Source organism: Treponema bryantii (assembly GCF_900111035.1).
Taxonomy (GTDB): domain Bacteria; phylum Spirochaetota; class Spirochaetia; order Treponematales; family Treponemataceae; genus Treponema_D; species Treponema_D bryantii_C.
In genome coordinates, this window is sequence record NZ_FOFU01000001.1 from 234011 (window position 1) to 256547 (window position 22537).

Below are 22537 nucleotides of genomic sequence, written 5' to 3' on the forward strand. Positions count from 1 at the left end.
AAAGCTCCAATTTGATAACGATTCTCAAATTATACGAATTGCTTAAAAAATGTCAATTGAATTTGAGAATTATTATCAAATTTGAAATTAATCAATAATCTTTATTGCATACATTTCATCGATAACTAAAACTTCGCCTCGCGCAACACTTATTCCGTCTTTGATAATTGAGACTGGTTTACCGGGAGTTGTGTCTAAAGGAATTATGTGACCTTCATGAAGCCTCTGTATCTTTTCTGATGGCAGGTATGTTCCTCCAAGCCTTAGCGCAATATAGTGTTCTTCATCATAAGAAATTGCGTTTTCTTTTTTTTCGTCGTAGATTCTGATGGCAAAAGTTTCATCTGCTACACATACTTCACCTGTGAACATCACTTTATTATCAACAACTACATTTAGTGGTGTGTTATATTTAATTGAAGTCATCAGAATTGTTCCTGGTTCAAGGTTTACTGTGTCGGAAATAAAGCGTCCAAATTCAGCATATACATTGTTTTCGTGAGGACGTGATTTTATATCTGTCAGTTCCTGAAGATTTGTATTGTCCTTGCCAAAAAGACCTGCTTTACGGCAAAGATGTGAAAAATAAGCATAATTAAACTGTATGTTTACCATACCACCATCGTTGTCACTTGTGATTTCAAGAGTAACAAGAACACACATTTCCCCCGGAATCTGACCTGTGGAGCCTGGGAGCAGTGTGTTAATTTCGCTGCTAAAACTTTTCTCGAATTCTTCCCATGGAATAGATTTATCTGTGTTCTGGTAAATAAAATCCTGCATTGTTTGAATAAAATGATTAACGTAAGTAAGTTTCAAACAGTCGCTGTCGTTTTGTGTAAGCTCAGGATATTTTTCATAATCTTGTTTTAATAAAACTTTTCCGATACAGGGATCCACTTCAGCTGTAAAACCTGCGTTATTATAATCATAAGTATAGAAGAAAGTTCTTTGTGGCAGGCTTCGTATATACTCCTCGTTTGTAAGCTGATCAACTGATAGAACCTGAATTCTAAGTAAATCTGGCCTGTTATTGAATAATTCATTTTTGATTTTTTCACAGAGTAATTCAAACATATTCCAGATTTTACGAAGCTCGTATTTTCCAAATAAATCAGGACGCTTAAAATCATAAAGCTTTATTCTGCAGTTAGGATTTTTTAAAAGACTTCTTGATGTATCGGAGTCTTCTCCTGTACTTATTGCGTGAAGTAACTGTTCTATTTCAGAAGCTGTTAACAATTTGTTAGAATTATCTATTTCTTTTAGTTCACCTTTAAGAAGAGAATCTACATCTGTGCCAAGTGCTTCTGCAAGGGCAGGGAGTGTGCCTATATCCGGGCAGCCGTCTCCGCGTTCCCATTTACTTACGGTTTTATCGCTTACGTTTATCTGCGCGGCAAGTTCTTTTTGTGTGAGCCCTTTTTTTGATCTGAGGTAATTGATGATTTTTCCAGTTCTCTGTGCGTCCATAAGCTTCTCCTTATGATTTAAGTATAAGAGGAGAATCTGAAATTGTCATCCGACTTTTCGTAGGATATAGTAGAATTCTACTGTTTGTAAGTAGAATTCTCTGCGTTAGGCTATGGAGCACCTGCGAAGCAGCCGACCGCAGGAAACGGTGGTTGAGCTTGTCGAAACTACCGTTTTCGAGGACGGTGAGCGTAGCGAAGTGCGGAACAGCCGACCATGCGAAGCATGGGAACGCCTTGAATCCTTATTAACGAAAAGAAGATTTTCAACTATAATAAAATTATGTTCAACTCACTTACTGGAATTATTACTGGAAAGTTTCCGAAACAGGTTTTTATAGATACGAACGGCGTGGAATGGGATTTGTGTGTGCCGGATTCTAACCTCGATATGCTGCCGCCGGTTGGCAATGAGGCGAAGATTTACACCTGGCTGCAGCACACCGACCAGCTTATGGCTTTGTACGGTTTTGCGAGTGCCGATGAACGCAGTGTTTTTCTTGACCTTCTGAAGGTTGACGGTGTTGGACCAAAGGGCGCTGTAAAAATTATGAGTGCGGTTTCTTCTGCGCGGCTTATGGATGTGCTTGAAAAAGGTGACCTTGAAATGCTCGAAAAGATTCCGGGGGTCGGTAAGAAAACCGCCGGCAAATTGCTGCTTACTCTCAAAGGCAAACTAAAGCTTCGCGAAGAAGAGGGAAGCGTTGTTCGTGTTGCAGCTGCTTCTCCATATTCTGATGTTGTGACTTCTCTTGTTGGAATGGGCTATGATAAACGGCTTGTTGAACAGAAGGTTGCTCAGCTTGTTGAAGTGCTTACTAACGAGGCGGACTTTGCAGGGAAGTCTCAGAAAGAACGTGAGGATATTCTGTTCCGTCGTGTTATTGTTGAACTGGCGTAGCGGGCTGTGTTTTTTTCTATCTGAGCAGAAGGAATTTTGTGAGCCAGATAAGCGCGGTATATAAAGCAAGAAGTATTACAAATAAGAGGACGCGTTTTTTGTAATGCTTTTCAAAAGTTTTGATGATTTGCGGAAGGTCTGGGATTTCCGGCATTTCAGGAACAAAGCTTTTTGCAATTTCAATTCCGGCATAAATATAATTGATGTAAATATATTCTTCTTTTACAAAATCTGAAAGACCTTTTGAAATGCTGCGGCGATGCCATATTGCTGCGGCAATTTTTTTTGTTGTTGTACCGTACTGAACCAGGTATCGGATTATGCGGAAAATTGCCCAGGCGGCGGTGAGGCCAAAGACTACATATGCTACGTAACGCGAGTAAGGTGTGCCGAAAGGTTTTATTACCAGAATTGCACAACCGAGTACGTTTGCAAGGAATGTCCAGAGCGTGTTTAGTAGTGTTGCTTTAAAAATGAGTGAAAGTTTTTCGTCTATTTTTTCGTAACAGGTGTCGTAGATTTTCTGTTCAATTTTCTTTTCGATTTTTGGAAGTACGTATTTTGAGACTTCACGGAAAACTATGAGAATTACAGAAAGATCGTCTACAAGGCCAATGCCTGGAATTACATCCGGCAGCACATCGGCTGGAAGAATAAGATAGAGAAGGGCGCCAACGATTGTGATTTTAAGACGAATCGGAACTTTGGGAGACTTGAATTTTTCCCAGAGAAAAAGAACCTTGTCCCAGACTTTTTTGATTGGCCCGCGCTTCATTGCGGGAAGCTTTTCTTCAAGTTCTGCCTGGGCCTGTGGCAGGGATTCTGTGTCTGCTGCTTTCTGTCCGAGTTCTTCAGAAAGTTCCAGAGCCTTTTGAGATGTAGTTATTTCTTTAAGCTTTGTCTTTTTCATGCTTCTTAATCTAACTTACTGTAAATCTACCATAAAATATGCTATAATAAAAGCATGAGTGAAAACGAAGATTTTTCTGCTATTGTACGCGCAGATTTAAGAGACAGATATGATGAACAGGACAACAAGCTGCGCCCGACTATGCTCTCGGATTTTCTTGGTCAGGAGAGTGTAAAGAAAAATCTTTCTACGTTTATAGAAGCGGCAAAACTTCGTGAAGAGCCATTGGATCATTTGCTTTTGATTGGACCTCCGGGTCTTGGAAAAACCACTCTTGCACAGATTACTGCTCACGAGCTTGGCGTTGATTTTAAGGTAACCAGCGCTCCGGCCCTCGACAAGCCAAAAGACCTCGCCGGTATTCTTTCGACAATAACTCCACGAACTGTTTTCTTTATTGATGAGATTCACCGCCTTAAGCCAGCCATTGAAGAAATGCTTTATATTGCAATGGAAGATTTTGAGCTGGACTGGATTATCGGACAGGGGGCGGCTGCACGTACTGTGCGTATTCCGATTCCTCCGTTTACTCTGGTTGGTGCTACTACAAAGGCCGGTTCAGTTTCGAGTCCTCTGAGAAGCCGCTTCGGTTTTATTCCTCGTTTTGAGTTTTATACACAAAAAGAACTTTCTTCTATTATTAAGCGTTCTGCTAAGATTCTTGAAATTGGAATTGAAGAGGATGCGTCTATGCTGCTCGCTCAGTGCTGCCGTGGAACTCCTCGTGTTGCTAACCGTGTTCTCCGTCGTATGCGCGACTTTGCTCAGGTAGCGGGAAGTAATGTTATTACTGTTGATATTGTTGATGACGGCTTAAAGCGCCTTGAAATTGACGGCATTGGTCTTGAAAAGTACGACCGCGAAATTCTCCGATCAATTATTGAGAACTTTGGTGGCGGCCCGGTTGGCGCTGAGACTCTGGCAATTTCTATTGGCGAGAGTATGGATACCCTTGAGGATTATTATGAGCCCTATTTAATTCAGTGCGGCCTGTTGCAGAGAACTCCGCGTGGCCGCATGGTTACTGAAAAGGCGTATACTCATCTTGGACTCACACACGCCGCCGACTCAAAAGACGGACTTCAGGGTACGTTGTTCTAGAATTCTTTTTGTGATAATATAACGCTCATGTTAACATCAGATTTTAATTTTGACTTGCCTGAAGATTTGATTGCGCAGCATCCGAGTGGAGTGCGCGGGCAGGATAAACTTATGCTTTTGAATCGTGCTACCGGCGAAGTAGAACATCACATGATGGATGACCTTCCAGATTTAATTGAACCGGGCACACTCATGATTTTTAATAACAGCCGTGTACGACGCGCCCGCGTTTATGGAATAAAAGAGACTACCGGCCGTGAAACTGAATTCATGTTCCTCAACACAATCGATAAAGACTGTTGCATCTGGAATACTATGGTAAAGTCTGCAAAAAAGCAGAAGCCTGGAATGCATTATAAATTTCCTGATGGAACTGTTGCAGAAATTGTAGAACACGAAGGAAATGCCGGAACAGAATTCCGTGCCCTCAAATTTGATTTTGCAATAGATGAAGACTGGTTTGAAAGAAACGGTCATATTCCGCTTCCTCCATATATTAAGCGCGGTGACACAGAAGAAGATTCAGAACGTTATCAGAATGTTTATGCAACTGATACCGGTTCAGCTGCGTGTCCTACAGCAGGCCTTCACTTTACAGAAGATATGCTTGCCCGTCTTGATGCAAAGGGAATTGAAAGACGCTTTGTAACTCTTCATGTAGGACTTGGAACCTTCCTTCCTGTCCGCGAAGAGAATATTGAAAATCATAAAATGCATGAAGAATGGTATACAGTTCCTAAAGAAACGGCTGATGCAATCAACAAGGCAAAGACAGAAGGACGACCGATTCTTGCAGTAGGTACTACAAGCGTACGCACACTCGAAAGTGTTGCTCAGAAGATAGAGCAGGATGGTGGTGTTGTCGGTGCCAATAACGAATGGGTTAGAGCCGGCACAAATTCAACAAGCATCTTTATGTATCCGGGCTTTAAGTTTAAGGTTGTAGATAAGATGTTTACAAACTTCCATACTCCAGAGAGTACACTGATTATGTTAGTATCAGCCTTTGCCGGTCGTGATCACATTTTGAGTGCATACAAAACTGCAGTTGAGAATAGATATAGATTCTTCAGTTATGGCGACTGTATGTTCATACGATAAAAATCTGTGAGAAATTTTAATTAAGTCAACTGCTCAAAACTATAACGCGCAAGATTAAAGAACTGCTGGCGCATAACGTCGGTAATCATCTGGTCGGTTGCGGCTTTCTGGAAATGTTCGGCAACGGCTTCTTCCAGTTGGGAGATGTCGCGCTGGGTAAGAGGAAGTCGGCGGCCGCTCATAAAGTTTTCGAACTCCTTGCTGTGGAAGGTGAACGGACCTGCAAAGGCAAGATGAACATTTAACAGGGAGTTCTTTTCTGTGTCGGCCAGGAAAGCGAACGAAGCTGACTGTTGTGTAATTGAGTGTTCATGACCGATTCGACGGAAAATAGAAAGTTCTGCATCAACGAGCGGAATGCGTATATTCGATAAAATAAAGCCATCTGGAATTGATTTAAAATTTCTGATGTTTTCAGTTCTTGTTTCTGTCTGATTTTTGAATTCCAGTTTAGCATCTAAAGCCATCAATGGTGCGAACAATGTAAGCTTGTGATTTTCTGAACAGATGTTACCACCGATGGTAGCTGTATTTCTTATAAGAGGATTTGCAATACAGGTAAGTGCTTCGTATAAAATCGGAGGAAGATGAGTCTGACCGATTGCAAGTAATTCTGAAAGAGTTGTTCCAGGTCCTACATCTATGTAACGTTCGTGTCGTGAGATATAGGAAAGATCTTTAATTCCACGGGTTGAAATAAATTTATCCGGAAGAGTTTCTATTCTTGTACAGCCGCCGACAACCTTTGTTCCCGGATTATTGCTGAGAATCTTTATGAGTTCGGCTGCGTTTTTTGCATATAATATTGTCTTTCCCATTTAATCCCTCTTTGTATCAGCCTGAATCAGGTTCTCTTCTGTCGTTTATTTGAAATCTGAATTGCGTAAATAATTCCATTTACCAGAGTTTCAAGGTCTGTGCAGCAAGGAGAGAGTGCCTTTACGTAATCTGTGATTTCCTGACGGGTTGGCATTTTCGGCATTTTCATAATCTGATAGGCAGAAAAAACTTTTCCTGCAGTACAGTAACCGCAGAGTTTAATTCCAGCCTTTTGGAAGCCGCTTATAATTGTTATATATTCTTCTGTTTTTACAAAATAATCCAAGGTTACAATATCGCTGTTGCGTACAATACCTGCCGGTATTTTGCAGGAAGCTACAGGACGATCATCAAGTAAGATTGTACATGCTCCACAGAATCCACCGCTGCAGCCACTCTTAACTGAGGTACAGCCGTTTTTGTGAAGCACTTTCATAAGTGTTTCATCTGCATGAGCATCGAGAATTATTTTATTTCCGTTCAAGGTTACTGGTATTTTCATTCAGACGCTCCTTGATTTTCTGATTTTCTTGTTTCAGTTTTTTCTTTTGTGCGGTCACGAATCAGCTGGAAAAGCAGGTCTTCTGTACAAGGGATTTCTGTAAGCTGCGTTGTAAGCGCAAGTGAAAGTGCAGAAGAGAAAGCTGCCGGAAGTGAATTATGAATGAGTCCTCCAACCTGACCGGAGCGGTTATTTGACTGAATAAAATTAATGTTGATTGCATCACAAGGAACTGTTTTTCCTTTTACAAGCATTGTCAGTTCCTGCTGGATTTCAAGGCGAATTGTTCTACGCGCAGCAGCTTCATCAAAAAGTTCTCCACAATCTACAGTTACCCAGATACCCTTAATTTTTTCATTATAGGTATAAGTATCGAGTTCTACTTCAACAACAGTAGTTATAAAAGATGTGGTGTAGAATGGAGTTCCGCAAAATTTCTCCTTATTCCATTTTGGCTTAGCCGTGGCGGCCGTCCCCCCGCGTTTTGCAGTAATCGGCAGCGGCTGATGAAATCGCTTTTTCTGAATATCATTACAGCACTTTTTTACAAGCTCATTGACAATACTGATGGAGCTGTAAGAATCCTCAGGGGCCTCAGGTAATTCGTTATACGGGAATTCTGAATTAATCTGAATATTCTGCTTTGGAATCTGAAGAATCTCCGCGGCAGAGTTTTTCCAGATATCCTGAATTACATCAGAAGGTTTTATAGTATGAATTACAAGTTTTTCATCTGCACTAAGAGTCACTTCAATTTTTGCATCATTACTGAAACTTGTCTGGCCCGAATAGCCTGAAGGAATGTAAGCTGTTGCAACTCCAATTCCACGGAGCGGGAGCGCGAAGAAAGGTTTGCTGTCTTTTTCTGCGCGGTCAATCGCATCCATATGGAACGAAGCGTATTTTCTATTGAAATCACTCTCAGAAAGGGCCGTCTGAATAACACTGCGAACATCTCCAGTTGGAATGTCAAAAGGAAATTCTGTTGAAACAGGAGCAGCCTTTGTTTTCTTGTCAGTTGTTTTTTTAGTCTTCTTAGTTTTTTCTTCTGGAGCTGGAACTGGAGGTTCAGCATTTAAAAGACGTAATTCATCCGGGAAAATCATGGAAAGATTACTGATTTTCTGAATCTCATTTTCAATTGCAAAGAAAGCCTGCGACTCAATAATCTGCATGGAAATTGAAGTCGGCGGATTTTTTGAAGTATGTGCCTTTGCATTTATATAAAGATTTTCCGGTTTATAATAACTAGCTGCCGCAATTGCAATGCGGTCTGTGATTTCCTGAGCAAAAGGATTTGAACAGCCGATGTCAATATCAATAGAAATCTTAAGCGCTTTAAGGCGGCCATCTTTATTAAGGGCCGAACGATAAGTAATTTCTGTTACAACTCCAGGCACCATAAAACTTTCCTGTTCAGTTTGAGAAAGAATAAGTTTTACCGGCTTTTTAGAAAGCCATGCTGCCGCTGCAATCTGAACTGCAAGTTGTGTAGTGCGTGCCAATCCTGAAGGATAGATTCCTGCTGATTTAGTTTTATGAATGAAAACACTCGCTTCATCAATATCAAGTGCGGCTGCTACAGATTTCTGGGTAAACGAAGCCCAGCGGCTTGGTGCAAATACGTGAATCCTTTCACCTTCGGTATAGGCAAAGGCTCCTTCTGTTTCCTGCCATTTTGGAGTAAGCAGTTTTTCTTTCCAGGTATCGGTAGAGGTGTAATCGGCATTTTCAAAAAGTTTTGCATCAGCCTGTGCCAGAGTAAGACTTTCGTAAAGACCGTATTTGATTTCACGGGTAGCGACAATTACATTTGGATTTTCTTCAACATGAGATTTATCAATAACTGTATCAAGAGAAGGCATTTCGTTAATCTGATCAACGAACTCCTTAAAGTTCGAAGCTTCATCTGTCTGATTATTGATTACATTATGAAGCGCTGATTCGAGGTTTTCAACGTCGAAGTTAATATTTACAGTATCTAAAAGTTTGTAAACGGTTTCTTCATCAGGACCAAAAAGAATTCCAACCGGTTCACCACTGTAAGAAACGTTTCCATATCCAAAGATTTTTGTAACTGTTTTATTTGCAGTAATAGTTTTTGTGCCGGGAATGTCGCGGCTGGTGTATAAGAAATAACCTTCCGGTAAATCTGGCGCAGTAATGCTTTTGATTTTTCCAGCTGGGGCAGGGCTGCGGACGAGTGCTGCATAAAGACAGCCGTCTTTTTCAACATCACTGTAAAAGCCTTTGGCTTCAAGAGAACGTAAATTAGTTTTTGTATTTGTCTTCTTTACTGCCATTATTTCTTTGCTTCAACTCCAATTTTAGTTACTGTATCTATTACAAGCTGGGCCTGTTCATCGGTCATATCCGGGTAAAGAGGAATTGATATTGTTGTATTATATTGATGTTCTGCATTCGGAAAGTTTTCAGCGGTAAAGTCCGGGTACAGTTCTTTCCAGTAGGTGAAGTGGAAAATTGGTATAAAGTGTACGGAGATTCCAAGTCCTGATTCCTGAAGTTTTTTTGCGAACTCGTCACGGCCGATTTTAAGTTTTTCAGGAATTATGCGCATAAGGTATAAGTGCCAGGAATTTCCTTCTCCGTCTGGCGGAAGTTTTATAAAGTCGAGGCTGCTGAATGCCTTGTTGTATTTTTCTACAATGCGTTTTCTCTGTTCATAAAAAAGCTGTGCTCTGTCGACCTGGCAGCAGCCGATTGCGGCAAGTACATCCGGAAGATTGAACTTGTAGCCCGGTGCAATAATGTCATATTCCCAGCTGGCTCTTGGACTTGTGTAGCGGTCCCAGGTTGTGCGGTCCATTCCGTGCATGCGCATTACTGTCATACGGTGGGCAAGGTCGGGATCGCGCGTACAGACCATTCCGCCTTCTGCTGTTGTGATTGTCTTTGTTACGTAAAATGAAAAGACTCCGGCGTCTCCAATAGTGCCGGCATAACCGAGGGCGGTTGGGGACGGGAAGGAATGTGCGGCGTCTTCAATTACACGGATGCGGCGCTCCGGTGCTGAATACTTTCCTGCCAGTTCCATAATGCGAGCCATGTCGCACACGTTGCCCGCTATGTGAACCGGGACAATTGCGCGAACCCGGTTTGCACCTTTTCCATCAACACCGCCCGGCTGACTGTCTTTTTTTAAGATTTCTTCTATTTTATCCGGATCAATACTGTAGGTATCTTTTTCAACATCTGCAAAGAAAACGTCTGCGTTAAGATGGCGTGCGCAGGCTGCAGTTGAAACAAAGGTATAAGGTGTTGTGATTACGGCAGTACCTTCGCGAACGCCGCAGGCTTCCATTGCAAGAATCATTCCGCTTGTGTTTGAGTTAACGGCGAGGGAGATGACAGGGGCACGGCCCTTAGAAGAGTCATCGCCGCTTACAGCAGCACTGAACTTTTTTTCGAACTCCAGTGCATAACGACCGGTAGTTAGCCAGCCACTGCGCAATACATCAAGTACTGCATCTTCTTCTGCTTTTGTAATAGCCGCTCTGTGGAACGGAACCTTTATCTCTGCCATATTTCTGTCCTATAATAAATCAGTTCTCAGCTGATTGTCATTTTTTATTTCTTCGTAAAAGTCTCGCAGACTTTCGCAGTCATCACACAAAAGTTTTACAAGAAGTGTCTTGTCGCGGAACTTTTCTTCCTGACTTTCTGTCCAGAAACAAATCGGACGGAGCTCAGTGAGTAATCGTTCCAGACGTTCACTTTCATATTCCTTATTATCCAGTCTTAAAAGTTTTTTGTATTTTGTTGGAGTTGGATTTTCTTCTTTAAGCCAGAGCGGTTCAATAAGTCTCTCTCCCTTGCGTGCTCCCACAATCTTAATATCAATATCCTTATATGGTTCAAGTCCTGAGAACTTAATAATCTGTTTTGCAAGGTCTATGATTTTTACAGGTTCGCCCATATCAAGAAGATATGATTTTCCGTTTTCGCCGACACCGCCTGTCTGTAAAACAAGAGAACAGGCTTCTGGAATTGTCATAAAAAAGCGTTCCATTTTATCATCTGTAACTGTAATAGGGCCGCCGGTTTTTATCTGATTCTGGAAAAGCGGTAGAATTGAACCGCGGCTTCCAAGTACATTACCAAAACGTACGAACATAAAGGCCTGCGCATTACCATCTGCTGTTTTTCCGGTTTTTTTAGCCGCATCAAGTACAAGCTTTTCACACAGCATTTTTGAAACACCGTAAACGCTTACAGGAGCAACAGCTTTATCAGTCGAAATCAAAACAAAGCGGTCTACCTTATGTTTTAGTGCAGCGTCCAGAAGATTTTTTGTTCCGAACACATTGTTTTCAACAGCAGCAACCTGATTTTCTTCCATCATAGGAACATGCTTGTAAGCTGCACAATGGAAAATTACATTACAGCGTGTCTGACGGATAATATAATCAACGTACTCGCGGTCACGCATATCTCCAATAATAGGAACAATAGTTGCTTTTTCACCAACTCCTTCTGCCTGAAGAAGACGGAGTTCGCGGTAAATACTGCAGATTGAATTTTCGCCGTGACCAAAAAGATAAAGTCGTTCAGCACCACCGCTCAAAAGTTGACGTGAAAGTTCAGAACCAATAGAGCCACCGGCACCTGTAATAAATACACGTTTACCGCGAAGGTAGCCCAGACTTTCTTTTAGAGAAATTGTTACAGGAGTTCGTCCAAGAATATCCAGAGGATCAATTTCACGGGTCTGAACAAGGTGCGCAGTTCCTTCTATTACCTGGCTGATTCCAGGAAGGATCTTAATATGATTAAAACCATTTTTTGTAAGGGTTTCGTAGATTTCGCGGATTCGTTCGGTTGGAGCAGAGGGAATTGCAATAATTGCTTCATCTAAATCTGAATTGGAAAGAATAGAAGTAACGCCGCTGATAGGACCAAGAACCGGAATGCCATCAATTGTGGTACCGATTATTTCCTTATTATCATCAATAAAGGCGTTTACTTTTCCAAATATCTTTTTTCGCTTGATATCATCGGCAATAGTCTGACCGGCAAAGCCAGCTCCGATGATGTAGATACGTTTATCCATTTTCCCAACCCTTTTGAATATTTTACCACATGCATGCTAATTTCGCAACGTTGTAAAAAAACTCTAAACCCGACTCTTTTTTTTTCCGATGAAAATAATGATAGTCGATAAATATTCGGGGTGTTTCATGGGGAAACTTAAAAGACTTAGTATATTAGCCGTTCTGCTCTTCGGAACTTCGCTGTGCTTTGCCAATCAGATTTCTTTTCAGATTGTTCAGCATGACGATTGTCTGGACTGCGTTTCGGAAGATTCAATGACAATAGAAGATTCAGTGCTCAATAATTTCTTTGAGTACGGTTTTATAGTAACTAATTCAGATGCAGCAATTTCTGAATCTGCCGCACAGGATGAAAAGCTTTATAAAATCGGTCAGGGCGATGCCTTTAATGGTTATTCTGATTTCTTCATTCAGATAAGACTTTATTATGAGCGCAACGATGATACATTAAGTGCAAGTTCAGATCTTTGTGAGATAGGTTTTTCAATTACTTCCGTAAAGACTGGAAAAAAGTTTGCGGATAAATCAATGAAAAATATAAAAATTGACCGCACAAAGAAAAATAATCTGGCGAAGATTTCATCAGATTTGGTTAATGCGATAAGTAAAGAATTAAGAGCATATAAAGCCTAAGGATGGGTAGGGGTATGAAAAATAAAATTAAAAACATTTTCAGAATTCTTGTAGTAACTGCAGGATGTCTTATGTTCGCATCATTCAGTCCTTCTTTAGATGGAAGGGCTATAGTTGTTGAAGAAGGAGTTTTCCCACAGGGACTTTTTGCTAAAACTGTAGGCTACCTTCCGGGTGATATAATCAGTGTAACAAATATTGCAGGAGATAAAACAGTCGACCTGCTTGTAATTGGTGCACTTGACCCTTCTGAAGGTGTTGCAATCATGCTTTCTCCAGAAGCCGCAGATGCAATGGGAATTGATAAGGGCGCAAATAATATCGTAAAGATTACAAAGCGTTCTGGTCAGGATGAGCGTGTATATGGTAACGCAGTGATTTCTAAGTCTGCTTCTGAGATTGAAGACTGGGATGATGAAAACTTTGAAAATATAAGTGCTGAAGAAAATTCAGATGCTTTTGATGATAAAACAGAGGAAGCTGAAGTTCCTGCAGAAGAAGCTTCGGAAGAAGAAGCAGAGGCTGAACAGGAAGAAGCTGAACCAGAAACAGAAGAAAATGCTGATTTTGCTGAAGAAGCAGAAGAATCTGAAGCTATTGAAGAAGAGGCCCTGACTCCAGAAGAATCAGAGGAAACTGAAGAATCTGAAGAAAACTTTGAAGAACCTGAAGAGGAAGCAGAAGCGTTTGAAGAAGCCTTTGATGATGAAGGAATCCCAGAAGAAGAACCTGCTGAAGAAGAGTCTGTAGCTGAGGAATCTGTAGCAGAAGAGGAAGAAGAAACTCCTGATGAGGAAGCTCTTGAAGAAGAACCATTAGAAGAAACTGAAGAGTTAGCAGAGACTGAAGAAGCTGATGCTTCAGAAGAATATGCAGAAGAAACTCCAGATGCTCTTGCAGAAGAAGAAAAAGCTGAAGAAGAAGCATTTGATGATGAAGGATTAGATGAACTTCCTGCAGAAGAAGCAGAAACTCCTGCTGAAGAGTTTACAGAAGAAGATGTTCCTGCTGCAGAAGAATTAGAAGAAGAATCTCCAGCTGAAGAAGCATTTGAAGAGGAATCTATAACAGAAGAGTTACCGGAAGAATTGCCTGAGGAATTACCAGAGGAAGAAACACCTGCAGAAGAAGCCTTCGATGAAGAATCTCTTGATTCTGATGAATATGAAGCAATCGTTCTTGTTCCTGCAGACTCAAATCCTCCGGAAACACCAGCAGAAGAAGATGAAGTTGAAGACTTAATTGCTGAAAATGATATTGATGAAATTGAAGAAGCAATTACTCTGACACCACTTCCTTCTGAAAGTACAAAGGCTGTTACGCCTGTTATTCCTGTAAAACCTGTAGAAAATAGACTTTCAACTGGTGATGCAACTTCTTATGAGAAGTACATGGTTCCAAGCCTGAAAGACCTTGAATCTGGAAAGTATTATATTCAGATTGCAGTTTATGCTTCTGATGACAATATTCTTGAAGTAATAAATAAATATGGAACAAATTATCCGATTACAATCGTGCCAATGGCAGGTGGTAATAAAAAGCAGGTTCTCGTTGGACCTGTTACTATGGATGAATATAAGGTAGTTCTTGAAAGATTTAAGAGCTATGGATTCAAAGATGCGTTCTTAAGAAAGGTACGCTAAAAAAAACGGTGGCTTAGCCACCGTTTTTTTTTGTCTCTCACAGAGTTTAATTAATATTAGTTAATGGTATAAACCCATCCCTCAGGAGCAGGGAGTCTACCCATCTGAATACCTGTCAAAGTATCATAGATTTCCTTCAACTTTGGACCCATTTCCTGTTTTCCTTCGTTATAGATAATCTGCTTTCCGTGGTCATCAATTTCGCCAACTGGAGAAATTACAGCAGCAGTACCACAAAGACCGCATTCTACGAAGTCTGCAAGTTCGTCTTTGTTAATCTTGCGCTCTTCAACTTCCATCTTAAGATACTCTTTTGCAACAATTACGAGTGAGCGACGGGTAATAGAAGGAAGAATAGAATCAGATTTTGGAGTAACAAGCTTTCCGTCCTTTGTGATGAAGAGGATGTTTGCTCCACCTGTTTCCTCGAGGTAAGTGTGAGTAGCAGGATCAAGATACATATTTTCTGCATAGCCGTTGTTGTGAGCGTCTACGATGTTATGCAGAGACATAGCATAGTTCAAACCAGCCTTAATATCACCAGTTCCGTGAGGAGCTGCACGGTCAAGGTCTGAAAGGCGAACCTTAATAGGCTTAACTCCGCCTTTGAAATATGGTCCAACTGGAGTTACGAGAATGCGGAACTGATATTCATCAGCTGGTTTTACACCGATAACTGCGCTTGAACCGAACATATATGGACGGATGTAAAGAGTAGCACCGCTTCCATAAGGTGGAACCCAATCCTTATTTGCTTCAATAGTCTGAAGAACAGCTTCAATAAAGCGCTCTTTTGGGAAAACCGGCATCTCAAGACGCTTGCAGGAATTTTCCATACGCTCAGCGTTTAAATCAGGGCGGAATGTTACGATATCGCCGTGTTCAGTTGTATATGCTTTAAGGCCTTCAAAACAGGTCTGTGCGTACTGCAATACGCCGGCACATTCATTGATTTTGATTGTATGGTCAGAAGTGAGTTTTCCTTCATCCCATTCACCGTTTTTCCAGTTTGCTACATAACTTTTAGAAGTCTCCATGTAGCCGAAAGGCAAGTTGCCCCAGTCCAATTTTTTAGTTGCCATTATTAGCCTCCAAAACTTTAGAAATACTAAAGAAGTTTATTTACACTAAATATTATATAACTATTTTATTTATTAGTAAAGTGTTATATTATAAATATATGAAAATCTACACATGGAATGATATTTTAGCAATTTTGAACGGAGAATCTTCTGCTGAGTTCCCAAAAACTGGCCTTTCTACAGGATGTTTTGATGGGCTTCATAAGGGACACAGAAAACTGCTTTCAGCTCTTATTGAGGCATGCCGTTCTAAGGGGCTTTCTGCCGGAGTTGTTACATTTTCACGCCCGCTGCCAGGTATAAAACATAGCAGCGATTATAAGGGCGATATCACAACACTGAACCAGCGTCTTAAACTTTTTGAAGACCTGGGAATTGATTTTGTTATTATAGTAGATTTTGATGATTCTTTTGCCTGTATGATGGGTGCTGATTATCTGAATATCCTGTTAAATGTCTGCAATATGGAGCTTCTGGCAGAAGGTATTGATTTCCGCTGCGGCTTTAAGGGAGCAACCGACGCTCAGGCTATCCGTTACTGGGCAGAAAAAAATAATGTTGAGACTATTTTTGTAGATCCTGTATATTTTAGAGAAGGAACTGATGAAGAAGAACGCATAAGTTCATCCTATATCAGAACAATGCTCAGCCGCGGCTTTTTTACAACTGCTCAGGAACTTTTGGAAAGGCCTTTTGAACTTGATGTTGCAGCTTTTAAACGTGATTCAAATTGTTCTCAGCTGCTTCCACCGGATGGTCTTTATCGTACCGAAAATGAAAAAGGGGAGCTGGTACGACTGGAAATAAAAGAGGGAAAGATTGTAGAACTCCCGGAGTGTGATTCCGTAAAGTTTATATAATTATATCCCAAACTCTTCCTGATTGCACATAGTCTTTGCTTCTTCAAAATCAATAGGCTTACCCCAGATAAAGCCCTGAATAAAGTCGCATTTATGTTCATTCAAAATATCAATTTGAGATTCTTTTTCAACACCTTCAGATACAACTTCGCAATTCATAACATGTCCCATGTAAATAACTGAGTCTACAACATCACGCATGCTCTGACTTGTTTCAATATCATCAATAAGGCTCTTATCAATCTTAAGAATATTGATAGGAAGTGTCATAAGGGTTTTGATAGAAGTATAACCGGTACCAAAATCATCAAGTGCAATATGTACTCCCATTTCACGCAGCTGCTTGATATTTGAAATGGTTATTTCTAAAGATTCAAAGAACGAATATTCAGTAATTTCCAGTTCAAGATTATCTGTAGGGAACTGAATTTCATCTATAAAAGATTTTAATCTGCTTACAAAATCTTTGCTGCCCATGGTTTTAGCAGATATATTTATAGAAATAATCAATTCTTTTTCATTATTTTCAAGGACAGGTTTAAATTCCCTCATGGCAGTTTGAAGGACAAAATCATCAATCTTCATAATAAGATTTGATTTTTCTGCGGCAGGAATAAAGTCTACAGGACTTACAATAGAGCAATCAGGTTTTCTGCATCGGATTAAAGTTTCAAAGCCGCGAAGTTTTTTTTCTGCAGTTGTAAACTGAGGCTGATATACAAGATAAAAATAATTATTTTTAAGACCTTCTTTTACAAGGAATTCTGCTTCACGCTGTTTTGCATCATTGTTTTCCATATTTTCATTAAAAATACAGATTCTGTTATCGGCCAGGTTACGGGTAGCAGCAAGAGCTGTTTCAGCATTTCTCAGAATAGAAGAGGCTGTGTTTTTATAATTGTATGGAGGGTGAGAATAAACTACACCAGCTCCTAAAGAAATATTACAGGTTGTTTCGGTTAAAGTTTCATCTTCAGATGGAACAATAATAGTTTCAGGAATTATTACACTTTTCAAACGTTCTTCTGGAGATTCTCCTGGTTCAAAAAGAATAGCCAGTTTTGAACCAGTAATACGGAACATCTTATCTTTCTTATCTAATATAGAAGAAAGTTTTTCTGCAGTCTTTTTAATAAGGTAGTCACCAGTCTGAATACCATATACATCATTTGTATGTTTAAAATCTTCAAGTTCAATACAAGCCAGGGTAAAGGATTTTTTTGCTTCTATATGTTCATTGATTTCTTTTACATAGCTTCGGCGGTTTCCTTGTGATGTAATATAGTCTGTAAGGTTACTTACTGCAATGCGTCTGTAGAAAGAATAAAAAGTTACGAGGGTTACCAGTGATACTATGCTGGTTACCAGGCCCGGCATAGATATAATGGAATTGCTCATAATCATTCCAAAAAGTAGATTTGCTCCGGAAATTAAATTAAGTGCAAGACCGATTCTAAATCCTTTTTTATAATCTGTAAAAACAAGAAGAAAGCAGATAAGCGATAATGAACCAGAAATAATTCCATTTTTAGTATTGGAAGGGATTTTTAATGATAAAAACTGGAAGAACGGTGCTGGATTTTTTCCCGAATATCTAAGTGCAATAATACACCCGATTCCTAAAAGTGATAAAATCAAAAGCCGCAGATTTTTTCGAGTCAAATACTTCATCCAGTTCTCCAAAAATATTAAAAAGCAATACTAAAAGTATAAGGCAATAAAAAGCTGATGTAAATTAAAATCGAATATGTTGATTAAATTATTCATTTTCAATAAAATAATAAAATCTGTTTTACGAATGTTCTGTGATTACTTCCTAGAAACCCAGGATTTGACCTGCAGAACTTCCGCTCAGACAGAGTTTCCGGCCTGGCTGGAAATCATATAATTTTTCAGGGGTTCCAATATGGCACTTACAAAAGAAGCTACTTCAGCAACAGTAAAGAAGTACGGCGCAAAAGAAACTGATACAGGTAATGTAAAGGTTCAGATCGCTATCATGACACAGCGTGTTCAGCAGCTCACAGAGCACAACAAGCAGTTCCCAAAGGACGCTAATGCAAAACGTGCTCTCCTCAAGGTTGTAGGACAGCGCCGCAAGATGCTCCGTTACTACGAACGCACAGACCTCGAGGGTTACCGTGCATTCATCAAAGAGCTCGGACTCAGAAAGTAGTTTTTACCTTCGTGTCATGCTGAACTTGTTTCAGCATCTCTACAAATCCCGCCAGCTTCACGTTGCGCGGGATTTTTTTTGTTTAAATAGAATTCTATATTATAAAATTATAAGTATTTACTTATTTTTCTTAATGTTATATAGTTTTTTGCAAATTAGAAGTTTTGCTGCTTGTATATAGGGCAAAACTCTTAATAAGGAGATAAATATGATTTCTATTAAGAAATTTACAGCAGTTGCTGCAGCTGCTGTATTCAGTTTTGGTTTGTTTGCACAGACTGCACAAGTAAAAAAATCGACAGAACCAGTTTCAAAAACAAATGTTGCTACTGCTGGTTTGTTTGGTAATGATGTTGATGATTTTACAAATGTAAACTATTGGTCTAATGTTGCACCTAAGCAGTACTTCGCTTATTTTGGTATGGGCTCTGATTTTGGTTATGAAAATAGAGATCCAATTACAACTTATAACCTTGGTTTTGCAAAACAGCTTAAAAAATTCTATTGGGGAGTTTACTTTGCTGGAAATCTTGGTAAAAATACGACAACAAAAGAAACTGTTGGTGGAAACACAACTAAAGAAAATAAAACTGAAGCTTCTGAATTTCAGTTCAATAATACATTTGGTTTTGGAAATGTAGGTCTTGGTTTTGATTTCTATTATCGTGATAGAGGTTCAACTAGAGCTGAAAATAATACAACGACAAATGATAAACTTAATTTGGCTTTCAAGGCTGGATTAAAAGAATATAAAGTAAAGAAAACAAAAATTATACCATTTGCAAAACTCAGTTTTGATATTGATGGTGTTAAAACAAAAAATGCAACAACTGTTGATAACCGTTTTTGGACATTAGGTCTTGAAGCTGGTGCAGATATTCCAGTTGGAAAAGATAAAAATGTAGAACAGACTGCTTCTGTAGGTTTGGGAATGAATTTGAAAAAGCCTGCTGATTCAGACGTAAAGAAGAGTAATTTTGTAATTGTTATTCCTGTTGGTTATAAAGCTGTTGTAAAAGCTTCTAATGCTCTTTCTTTAGGTTTCTCTGCAAATCTTGAATCTAAACTTGATTTTGGAAAGGTTGGAGATGCAAGTGAATTTAACTTTGATTTGACTCCTTCTGTTGCTGCTGGTGTTACATATGCAACAAAAAAGAATATCGATCTTAATGCAGGTATAAAATTTGCTGTCCCAAAATTTACTTATGTTAAGGATGAGAATACCTCTACAGCTACTTGGGATGGAAATGATGCAAGTTTAGGTTTCAACTCTGGTTTCGCAATCAAACCTACAAAGAATATTTGCATAGATTGTTCTTATGAAATTCTTGCACATATATTTGGTAATAATACAGACACAAATTTAACTGAAGGAAATTATAATTTCTGGAATACAGTAAACAAGGTTCTTGTTCACAACATTGGATTTGAAGTATCTGTAAAATTCTAAGTTTTAGAAGAAGGAAATTGTTATGAAGCATTTTAAGAAAATAATTGCAGTAACTGCTGTTGCATTTGCCGCATTTACAGCTTCAGCACAAAATATTGCGTACTTTAAAACAGCAAAATATCCTGTTATCGCTGTTTATTCAAATACATCAAAGTCTTCTAATAATTTATTTACAACAGATGCCGATAACTTTATTGATGTTAATGAATGGTCTACAGTGAAGCCTGTAAAAGCCTTCGGAATGTTTAGTGCATCAACAACTAATGCATATGATATTGGTTTTGCAAAGCAGTTTAAGAAGATTTACTGGGGAACTTATTTCTCTGGAGATTTTGGTGACTACTTAAAAACTAAAACCGAAACAGATACTGATACAATTGTACAAATTAAGGAAGGAATTTCTGATGAAACAAAATTTTCTTTCTACAATTTGTTTGGTTTTGGTAATGTTGGTTTAAGAGTTGGTTTCAATTATTATAATTTTAATTCAACCAATGATGATGCAACAAAACAGATAACTGATAATGCTGCATGGGGTATTGACGCAAGTGCTGGCTGGAATAAGGTAAAACTTGGAAAGTTAGATGTAAAACCTTGGGTATTATTAAAATTTAATTTCAATAATACTTATGAAAATTCAGATTCTGATGATTCTCATGGTTCAAAGTCAGTTACAGATTCTACTGTAACTGCTGATAATCGAAGTAATAAGATTGCTCTTGCTGCTGGTGGATCTATAATTCTTTCTAAATCTTCTACAATGGAGACAAGTTTACTTACATCTCTTGGCTGGAATCTTTATTTCCCAATAGATAAAGATTTTAATAAAACAACTATAAATGTATTTGAACTTCCTGTAGAGTTTAGAATGGTTATTAAACCTACAGATAAACTCTCATTTGGTGTAAAAACCTGGAATGATTTTATTCTGACCTTTAACAATAATGGAATTTCAGAAGTAAAAACAACTCAGTTTGATCTAAAATCAAGGGTATTTACAGGAATCCAATATGATACCTTAAAAAAAGTTGTTTTCAATGCAGGAATTGCATTTATTGTACCATGGTTTAATTTGGTTCATACAGAAAAAACAGATTATAGTTCAACAATTACCAAGTGGGATGGGGAAGATGCTCGGGTAAGCTTTACTACAGGATTTCAGTTTAATCCAATAAAAAACCTTAGTTTTGATTGTAACTGGAATATTCTGGAAGCTGTATTTGGTAATAATTTTACTACAACCTTTACGGAAGGTGATGCCGAAACTGATGTATTCTGGAAAAACTTGAATAAACTCTTGGTTCATAATATCAGTATTCAGGTTTCATACAAGTTCTAATTGTTAAATCAATTTAGAGTCTGATATTTCCCGTCTGGTTTTTACCGGGCGGGATTTTTTTTTGTCTGAGGACTAGAAAATCAGATGAGATATGTCTCTATAAGTTTATTTATTGTACGGGTTGAGAAAGGCTCTGTTTGTGTTTCCATTGTGATTATTAGGTTGCGTCCGGCGAGAATTCCGTTTTCAGTGTAGAGGCGGAGTTTGCCGGCTGCGTTATTTGCGTATTCGGGCGAATCCATAAGGCCAAAGTGTTCCCAGTAGAATTCAGTACGTGTGTGGACATTGAGACATAGAAAGTCTGGATAAAGGTTTACGACATTACCTGAAGTACTTTGGAGTTGAAGCGGAAACTCATAACGATAGGGAATATTATTATGGGCCAGTGCTTCTGCGATAAGAAGTTCAGATTTTGAGCGGACTCGTTCTCCACGTGTTGTATAGAATTCTGAACCGTCTGCCGCGAATGGACGTCCTATCCATGTAACTTTTTTCCATTTGATGGCATACTGTTCATTTGTGAGAGTTACAGGTGTTATGAGTTTACGGCGGGGAGAGAAGAGTGTGTTGTAAAACTCATAAATAGATTCTCCGCAAGTTCCCTTTGAAAAATAGTCTTCAAGTGCCGAGATTTCTTTGTGCAACAACTGAATGATTTGTTCATTGTAATCTTTCTGTGCAAGAGTTTTCGCAAACTCTATCTGTTTTTTTCGTATATATTTTCCAGTCAAATTTTCTGGAGAAGTATAATGATAGTATTGAGGGGTCTTTCCAGGTTTTTGAGCTACCCGAAGATGCCCTTCTGGCTGATTTCTCATAGCTTTTGAAAGAGAAGCTAATACATCCTTCATTTGATGTAATTTTTCCTGTAACTGTATGGACAATGTGTCTGGTGGAAGTAATTCCATATTCATTTTTGACCTCTTTTATTAAGTTTTATGCTGCTGTTCCGTAAGAATACAGCGGTTTTCCCATAGATCTCAGTTCTCAGTGCTCCCTATGGGAAAACGTCTCATTGAAGATGGCGTATATGATAATTTTAAGCTCAGGTTTTCCCATAAGATTAAGTTCTCAGTTCCTCTTATAGGAAAACTTCATTGTGAGGTTGCCGTATTTGCTACTCTGAACTTCTGGTTTTCCCATAATTTTTAATTCCTGAGGCTTCCTATGGAAAACATCCCATAGTAGATGCCTCAATTGGTATTTTTGAACTTCATGTTTTCTCATAAGCTTCAATTTTCAGAGCTTCCTATGGGAAAACAGCCCGTTAAAGATGACACAGTTGCTACTCTTAACTTCTTCTTTTCCCATAAGTTTCAAGGTTAAGAACCTCCTATGGGAAAAAGTCTCATTGAAGTAGCCGCTATTTCAATTCTAAACACTGAGATTTCCCATAGACTTCAGTTCTCAGAACCTCCTATGGGAAAAAGTCTTATTGAAGTTGCCGTAGTTTCAAATCTAAACTCTAAGATTTCC

Annotated in this window: 20 protein-coding genes; 10 read left to right on the forward strand and 10 right to left on the reverse strand. The window is 39.1% G+C overall.

Going from position 1 to position 22537, the window contains the following annotated elements; translation table 11 throughout:
* Positions 1-87 precede the first annotated feature (87 nt).
* Positions 88-1473, reverse strand: a complete 1386-nt coding sequence (locus tag BMY21_RS01105; protein WP_074640093.1) for a FliM/FliN family flagellar motor switch protein — start codon at positions 1471-1473, stop codon at positions 88-90.
* A gap of 282 nt (positions 1474-1755) precedes the next feature.
* Here BMY21_RS01105 and ruvA point away from each other — a divergent pair, with 282 nt between their 5' ends.
* Positions 1756-2373, forward strand: coding sequence for a Holliday junction branch migration protein RuvA (gene ruvA / locus BMY21_RS01110; RefSeq protein WP_074640095.1), 618 nt, complete (start codon positions 1756-1758; stop codon positions 2371-2373).
* A gap of 16 nt (positions 2374-2389) precedes the next feature.
* On the opposite strand, the gene BMY21_RS01115 is transcribed toward ruvA, so the two are convergent.
* On the reverse strand, positions 2390-3283 hold the full coding sequence (locus BMY21_RS01115) for a YkvA family protein (protein ID WP_074640097.1): 894 nt from the start codon (positions 3281-3283) through the stop codon (positions 2390-2392).
* Positions 3284-3337: 54 nt separating this feature from the next.
* Here BMY21_RS01115 and ruvB point away from each other — a divergent pair, with 54 nt between their 5' ends.
* Both ruvB and queA read left to right on the forward strand, forming a co-directional pair.
* Positions 3338-4384 carry a Holliday junction branch migration DNA helicase RuvB gene (gene ruvB / locus BMY21_RS01120; RefSeq protein ID WP_074640098.1) on the forward strand — a complete coding sequence of 349 codons (1047 nt, stop codon included), beginning with the start codon at positions 3338-3340 and terminating at the stop codon, positions 4382-4384.
* Positions 4385-4411: 27 nt separating this feature from the next.
* The gene (gene queA / locus BMY21_RS01125) at positions 4412-5485 is read left to right on the forward strand and encodes a tRNA preQ1(34) S-adenosylmethionine ribosyltransferase-isomerase QueA (protein WP_074640100.1); all 1074 of its coding nucleotides are present in this window, start codon (positions 4412-4414) and stop codon (positions 5483-5485) included.
* Positions 5486-5505: 20 nt separating this feature from the next.
* On the opposite strand, the gene BMY21_RS01130 is transcribed toward queA, so the two are convergent.
* From BMY21_RS01130 to BMY21_RS01150, 5 genes are read right to left on the reverse strand one after another with little or no spacing between them, the layout of a single operon-like run.
* On the reverse strand, positions 5506-6303 hold the full coding sequence (locus BMY21_RS01130; RefSeq protein WP_074640102.1) for an FAD binding domain-containing protein: 798 nt from the start codon (positions 6301-6303) through the stop codon (positions 5506-5508).
* Positions 6304-6329: 26 nt separating this feature from the next.
* Positions 6330-6806, reverse strand: coding sequence for a (2Fe-2S)-binding protein (locus BMY21_RS01135; protein WP_074640104.1), 477 nt, complete (start codon positions 6804-6806; stop codon positions 6330-6332).
* A complete protein-coding gene (locus tag BMY21_RS01140; protein ID WP_074640105.1) occupies positions 6803-9109 on the reverse strand; it encodes a xanthine dehydrogenase family protein in 2307 nt (768 codons plus the stop codon). The genes BMY21_RS01135 and BMY21_RS01140 overlap by 4 nt, the downstream gene beginning before the upstream one ends.
* Positions 9109-10350, reverse strand: coding sequence for a DegT/DnrJ/EryC1/StrS family aminotransferase (locus tag BMY21_RS01145; protein ID WP_074640107.1), 1242 nt, complete (start codon positions 10348-10350; stop codon positions 9109-9111). Before BMY21_RS01145 ends, BMY21_RS01140 begins: the two co-directional genes overlap by 1 nt.
* Positions 10351-10359: 9 nt before the next feature.
* Positions 10360-11877: a polysaccharide biosynthesis protein gene (locus BMY21_RS01150; RefSeq protein WP_074640109.1), complete on the reverse strand. Its 1518-nt coding sequence runs from the start codon at positions 11875-11877 to the stop codon at positions 10360-10362.
* Positions 11878-12004: 127 nt separating this feature from the next.
* Here BMY21_RS01150 and BMY21_RS01155 point away from each other — a divergent pair, with 127 nt between their 5' ends.
* Both BMY21_RS01155 and BMY21_RS01160 read left to right on the forward strand, forming a co-directional pair.
* Positions 12005-12511, forward strand: a complete 507-nt coding sequence (locus BMY21_RS01155; RefSeq protein WP_074640110.1) for a hypothetical protein — start codon at positions 12005-12007, stop codon at positions 12509-12511.
* Between the two features lie 14 nt (positions 12512-12525).
* Positions 12526-14154 (forward strand): hypothetical protein, encoded by a 1629-nt coding sequence (locus tag BMY21_RS01160; RefSeq protein WP_074640112.1) that lies wholly within the window; start codon positions 12526-12528, stop codon positions 14152-14154.
* Between the two features lie 56 nt (positions 14155-14210).
* On the opposite strand, the gene BMY21_RS01165 is transcribed toward BMY21_RS01160, so the two are convergent.
* Positions 14211-15236, reverse strand: a complete 1026-nt coding sequence (locus BMY21_RS01165; protein WP_074640113.1) for a branched-chain amino acid aminotransferase — start codon at positions 15234-15236, stop codon at positions 14211-14213.
* 98 nt (positions 15237-15334) lie between these two features.
* Here BMY21_RS01165 and BMY21_RS01170 point away from each other — a divergent pair, with 98 nt between their 5' ends.
* Positions 15335-16096, forward strand: a complete 762-nt coding sequence (locus BMY21_RS01170; RefSeq protein ID WP_074640115.1) for an FAD synthetase family protein — start codon at positions 15335-15337, stop codon at positions 16094-16096.
* Here BMY21_RS01170 and BMY21_RS01175 read toward each other — a convergent pair whose 3' ends face one another.
* Entirely contained in the window at positions 16097-17767 is a 1671-nt protein-coding gene (locus tag BMY21_RS01175) for a putative bifunctional diguanylate cyclase/phosphodiesterase (RefSeq protein ID WP_074640116.1), read from the reverse strand. It abuts the gene before it with no gap.
* 235 nt (positions 17768-18002) lie between these two features.
* Between BMY21_RS01175 and rpsO the strand changes: the two genes are divergently transcribed.
* From rpsO to BMY21_RS01190, 3 genes are all read left to right on the forward strand, one after another.
* Entirely contained in the window at positions 18003-18272 is a 270-nt protein-coding gene (rpsO, locus tag BMY21_RS01180; RefSeq protein WP_074640118.1) for a 30S ribosomal protein S15, read from the forward strand.
* A gap of 208 nt (positions 18273-18480) precedes the next feature.
* Positions 18481-19722 carry a TDE2508 family outer membrane beta-barrel protein gene (locus BMY21_RS01185; RefSeq protein WP_074640120.1) on the forward strand — a complete coding sequence of 414 codons (1242 nt, stop codon included), beginning with the start codon at positions 18481-18483 and terminating at the stop codon, positions 19720-19722.
* 22 nt (positions 19723-19744) lie between these two features.
* Positions 19745-21061, forward strand: a complete 1317-nt coding sequence (locus BMY21_RS01190; protein WP_074640121.1) for a TDE2508 family outer membrane beta-barrel protein — start codon at positions 19745-19747, stop codon at positions 21059-21061.
* A gap of 80 nt (positions 21062-21141) precedes the next feature.
* On the opposite strand, the gene BMY21_RS01195 is transcribed toward BMY21_RS01190, so the two are convergent.
* Entirely contained in the window at positions 21142-21975 is an 834-nt protein-coding gene (locus BMY21_RS01195; protein WP_143064134.1) for a hypothetical protein, read from the reverse strand.
* 85 nt (positions 21976-22060) lie between these two features.
* Here BMY21_RS01195 and BMY21_RS15720 point away from each other — a divergent pair, with 85 nt between their 5' ends.
* Positions 22061-22213 (forward strand): hypothetical protein, encoded by a 153-nt coding sequence (locus tag BMY21_RS15720; protein WP_177177691.1) that lies wholly within the window; start codon positions 22061-22063, stop codon positions 22211-22213.
* The last annotated feature ends 324 nt before the right edge of the window (positions 22214-22537 follow it).